Source organism: uncultured Intestinibacter sp. (genome assembly GCF_902468165.1).
GTDB lineage: Bacteria > Bacillota > Clostridia > Peptostreptococcales > Peptostreptococcaceae > Intestinibacter.
In genome coordinates this window covers 1-5,439 of sequence record NZ_CABQXJ010000114.1, presented here as the reverse complement: position 1 = coordinate 5,439, position 5,439 = coordinate 1, and the positions used below count along the sequence as shown (strand labels likewise).

General features: G+C 29.1%; 5 protein-coding genes. All 5 read left to right on the top strand.

Annotated elements, in window-relative coordinates:
• The first annotated feature begins 254 nt into the window (after positions 1-254).
• The 5 genes from opp1B to RDX53_RS13610 all read left to right on the top strand — a co-directional run bounded on the left by opp1B (position 255) and on the right by RDX53_RS13610 (position 5,395).
• Complete coding sequence (opp1B, locus tag RDX53_RS13630; RefSeq protein WP_307994340.1) at positions 255-1,181, top strand: nickel/cobalt ABC transporter permease; 927 nt, start codon at positions 255-257, stop codon at positions 1,179-1,181.
• 4 nt (positions 1,182-1,185) lie between these two features.
• A complete protein-coding gene (gene opp1C / locus RDX53_RS13625) occupies positions 1,186-2,037 on the top strand; it encodes a nickel/cobalt ABC transporter permease (RefSeq protein WP_195930748.1) in 852 nt (283 codons plus the stop codon).
• The gene (locus RDX53_RS13620; RefSeq protein WP_195930747.1) at positions 2,037-2,852 is read left to right on the top strand and encodes an ABC transporter ATP-binding protein; all 816 of its coding nucleotides are present in this window, start codon (positions 2,037-2,039) and stop codon (positions 2,850-2,852) included. The genes opp1C and RDX53_RS13620 overlap by 1 nt, the downstream gene beginning before the upstream one ends.
• Position 2,853: 1 nt before the next feature.
• On the top strand, positions 2,854-3,615 hold the full coding sequence (locus RDX53_RS13615; RefSeq protein ID WP_195930746.1) for an ABC transporter ATP-binding protein: 762 nt from the start codon (positions 2,854-2,856) through the stop codon (positions 3,613-3,615).
• 175 nt (positions 3,616-3,790) lie between these two features.
• Positions 3,791-5,395, top strand: coding sequence for a hypothetical protein (locus RDX53_RS13610; RefSeq protein WP_195930745.1), 1,605 nt, complete (start codon positions 3,791-3,793; stop codon positions 5,393-5,395).
• Positions 5,396-5,439: the final 44 nt, after the last annotated feature.

Sequence of the window (5,439 nt, the reverse complement as noted above, 5' to 3'; positions counted from 1 at the left end):
GGTGTAACATTTAACCCATCACAATATGAAATACCATTTGAAAAAATGTATTTTGAACAAGACTAAAAAATAAGACAGCATTAAATGGTATTGAAGAAGGGATTTTTATAATCCCTTCTATTTATTATTAATTAGAAAAATTATATTAAATAGAAAATATTTAAATAATAATTGGAAAAGCTAATTGCTATCTTTTTTGCTTATATTTAAATAAATTTACCTAAAAAATTATATATATTATGGAAAGGGATAATATGAGAGATTACATATTAAAAAGATTAGCAACAGTAATACCTATCTTAATAGGAATTTCATTTTTATCGTTTGCTCTTATAAGTTTAAGTCCTAGTAATCCTGCTGAGGTTGCACTTCGTGTAAATGAAATAGTTCCAACAGAAGAAGCAGTAAGGGCTATGGAAGAACAATTGGGAACTAATAAACCTTATATAGAAAGGTATGTAACTTGGTTAACTGATAGTTTACAAGGGGATTTTGGCAATAGTTACGTTAATAATAAACCAGTTGCAACTTTAATAGGACAAGCTATTCCCAATACTATAAAATTAGCTCTTTTAGCATTATTAATTACAATAGTTTTTAGTGTATTAGTAGGAATACTTTGTGCTGTATATGAAGGGTCATTTGGAGATAAATTAGCAAGAGCGTTAGTTTTTGTTGGAACAGCTATGCCGAGTTTTTGGGTAGGTCTTTTATTAATTTGGATTTTTTCAGTAAAACTGAATTTATTCCCAACTAGTGGTATGGAAAGACCTAGCTCTATAGTTCTTCCAGCGATAACCTTGGCACTTTCTTATATTTCAACTTATGTAAGACTTATAAGAAATAACATGGTACAAAATAAGCATGAAAACTATGTTTATTATGCTAGGATAAGAGGACTTAAAGAAACAACTATAATAAAACATATATTTAAAAACTCTTTACAATCATCTTTAACAGCTTTAGGTATGTCTATTCCTAAGCTTATAGCAGGGACAGTAATAGTAGAAAATATATTTGCATGGCCTGGAGTAGGAAGGGTATGCGTAGATGCAATATTCAATCGTGATTTTCCAGTAATACAAGCATATATACTTTTAATGGCAGTATTATTCGTAATATGTAACTTATTAGTAGATATTTTCTCTGTGGCTATTGACCCTAGAATGAGAAAGGAGTAAAGAGATGTCAGTATTAAAACGATTATTTTCAGATAAAATAGCAGTATTTTGTATGATAGTTATAGCAGCTTTTGTTATAGTTGCTATAGGGGCTCCTGTTTTAGCTCCGCATGACCCGGCAGAAATTGATGTAACTAATAAATTTGCAGCGATGTCTGCTGCATATCCTCTAGGAACGGACCAATTAGGAAGATGTATGTTGTCTAGAATGATGTATGGAGCGAGAACAACTATTTTTGTTTCATTATATACAATGGCAATTACTATATTTATCGGAAGTGTATTAGGTATTATATCAGGATTCTTTAGAGGTTGGGTAGATGAAGTTATAATGAGAATTTGTGATATAATGCTATCTTTTCCAAGTGAAGTTATGATTCTTTCTATAATTGGAGTTTTAGGCATAGGTATGCAAAACCTTGTTATAGCAACAATTATAGCAAAATGGGCATGGTATACACGAATGATAAGATCTATAGTTATACAATATAATGACAAAAACTATATAAGATTCTCAAAAGTTGCAGGTTGTAGTACTTGTCATATTATAACAAAACACATATTACCAGCTACATTAGGCGAAATTGCAGTTCTTGCTACATTAGATGTAGGTGGAATCATACTTAATATATCAGCTATGTCATTCTTGGGTCTTGGTGTTCAACCACCTACAGCTGAGTGGGGAATGATGCTAAATGAGGCGAAAACTGTACTTATGTTACATCCAAGTCAAATGATGATACCTGGTGTGGCCATATTAACAGTTGTAGCAGTATTTAATTTCTTTGGAGATTGTCTACAAGATGCATTCAATCCAAAACATTCAAGTTATAAGAAAAAGGCGGTGAATGAATAATGAATTTGTTAGAAGTGAAAGATTTGACTATAACTGATTCAAAAAATGGAGAAGTAGTTGTTGAGAAAAATAATTTTATATTAAAAAAGAATTCTTGTCTTGGAATAGTCGGAGAGAGTGGTAGTGGAAAATCCATGACGGTAAAGGCTATATTAGGTCTTACTAATCCTTGGCTTAAAATAACAGGGAGTGCTTTATTTGATGGACAAGAGTTAGTTGGATTAAAAGGTAATACATTAAGAAAAATAAGAGGAAAAAGAATATGTATGATACCTCAAGACGCTATGACTTCATTTGACCCACTTTATACAATTGGATATCAAATGATAGAGACATTTGTAGAAAATTTAGGTTTATCAAAAGAAGAAGCTAAAAATTTAGCTATAAGTTCCTTAGAAAAAATGTTAATTAGAGAACCAGAACAAGTTATATTAAAATATCCTCACCAAATTTCAGGTGGAATGTTACAAAGATGTATGATTGCTATAGCTTTAGCGATGAAACCAGATATAATAATTGCTGATGAGCCAACGACTGCATTGGATTCAATAAATCAAAAGGAAGTCGTAGAGGAATTTATAAGACTTAGAGAACTTACTCAAACATCGCTTATTTTTATATCACATGACTTAGGTGTTGTTCAACATTTAGCGACAGAGATTTTGGTTATGAAAGACGGAATTTGTGTTGAAAGTGGATCTGCACAAAAAGTATTTAGAAATCCAGAAAATGAATATACTAAGTACTTAATAGACACTCGTGTTCATCTTACAGAATCATTTATACAATCTATGAAAAAAGAGGAGGTAATGTAAGATGATACAAGTCAAAGGAATTCATAAAAGCTATTCTAAAATAGGTGGAGGATTTTTCAAAAAAGATAAATTACATGTATTAAAAGGAATAGATTTTGAAATAGAAGAAGGTCAATGTATAGGATTAATTGGAGAGAGTGGAAGTGGGAAAAGTACACTAAGTCGTTTAATTTTAGGCCTTGAAAAACCAAATGAAGGTTCAATTACTATAGAAGGAAAATCGGTTAAATCGTGGATAAAAGAAAATCCAGGGAAAATGACTGTAGTATTTCAGGATTATACATCATCTGCAAATCCTAAATTTACAATAAAGCAAGTTATTGCAGAGCCGCTAGTTGCCTTACGTCAAACTGAAAATTTAGATAATGTAGTTGTAGAATTACTTGAAAAAGTAGGATTATCAGCAAATTTAATACATAGATATCCTCATGAATTAAGTGGTGGCCAACTACAACGTGTATGCATAGCAAGAGCTATAGCTACAAAACCTAAAATTTTAGTATTAGATGAGGCGATAAGTGCATTAGATGTATCTATACAAGCCCAAGTCTTAGATCTGTTAAAAGACTTGAAAAAAGAATTGGATATGACATATTTATTTATTGCGCATGACTTACAAGCAGTTGCCAATTTATGTGATGAAGTTTTATTTTTATATCAAGGAAATATAGTAGAAAAGATTTCAAGTGATAGATTAGCATTTGCAGAAAATGAATATGCTCAAAGGCTTCTAAACTCTGTAATACCATTTAAAATAAGTTAATTATATTTTTATAATTTGATAAATAAAACTAGCTTGTATAAAACAATACAGGCTAGTTTTATTTTATACAAATTTTTATATAGTTAGAATTTAAAATTTGTCAATATAGCAAAAAATATCTATTTGTGTAATAATATAAATTAGAAAATAAAAGAGAGAGAGTTGATAAAAAAATATGGCGGAAACCATAAAAGCAAGAAACTTAAGTTTAGCACTAAGATATATAGTTGATAACTTTGGAAAAAATACACTTTTAAATCCCGGAAAGGTAGAAGCTATTTTAGCAGATTTAATTCCTCAATCTGAAATTGAGATAAATTGGATAATAGATTCGATTAATTCAGGAATTATGAAAGTCTTTGTTGAAGGAAAGAGCTCAGATGACCAAAGTAGACAAGAAATTTTAGAAAAGGCAACAGAAATATTTGAAAAATATTATATTACTGGTCTAAGAAAGGACTATATTCTAGATAATATATCGTATGCTTTAGGTTGGAGTGATATAGAAATAGATAACTTAAGTGAATATGAAGTAAAAAGAAATGAAAAAATATCACAAGATAAATCTATACAAAGCAAACAATCAATATTAGCTGAAGATATAGCAAGTAGTGAAGAAATTCATAACATACAAGAAGATGAACTAGCTTATGATGATGAAGACGAAGAATATTATGATGAGGATGATTATCCACAAGGTAAAAAGAAAAGTAAGCTGAGATTTTTATGGATTTTATTAATACCAATATTATTAGTAGCAGGATATTTTGGATATAAATTATTATCAGACCCAGGAGATGTAAGTGTATCGAATATAGAATTTAGTGAAAAATACGAATTACAAAATGATATATATACATTTGATGAAGGAAAAGATGTTACATTAACAGTTACGCTAGAAGGCAGTAAATCTGGTAAAATAGATGAAAAAAAGGTATCTTACGCATTAGATGATCCATCTATTTGTACTTATAGAAAAATCGCATATAATAAATGTGAATTGATAAGAATGTCAAATGGAAATACGACGATAAATGTATATTACGGTGGAGAAAAAATAGAAAGTATAGATATAGGCTTTAGTGATATTAATGGAGATAGCGACGAAAATAATGCTATAGCTATAGACAAAATCCAAGTAACTAATATGGAAAAAGAAAACAGCGGATATATATTAAAACTAAATAACGAAGCTGAAATATCAGTAACTTTAAAAGGTAAAGATATAAATAATGATTTATTATCTTACTCAATTGATGACACTAGTTTAGCTAATATATCTGGATACCAAAATAAATGCAAAATATCAGCTAAAGAAGAAGGTTCTACTACTCTTAGAATATTATATAATAGAGATGAAATATACAATATTAATATAACTATACAAAAAGACGACAATAATGAAAATTTAAATTTAAATAGTCAAGTTGATACAGTTATAAAAGAGTACTGGGCTAATTATGCAAATGCATCAAATAAAGGAGATATATCTTATTTACAAAACTTTATAACTCCAGAAGGTGAATTACATAATGAATTAGTTAATACACTTGCTCAAAGCTCAAACAAAACTACAGAAGTTATCGGATATACTAAAGATAACATGAAAGATGAAGGCGGAAAGTATAGAGTAGGCATAATCGTTCAAAGTAACATAAAAGAAGGCGAAATAACTAAATCTAGAAAAGAATATATGGAATTTATCGTTATACAAGAAAATGGTCAATGGCTTATAGATAAAGTTGAGAATAAACAAGTAAGAGAAGAAAAACAAATATAAAAATAAATATAATAAATAAAATATTAGTTTCTTATAAATGATAT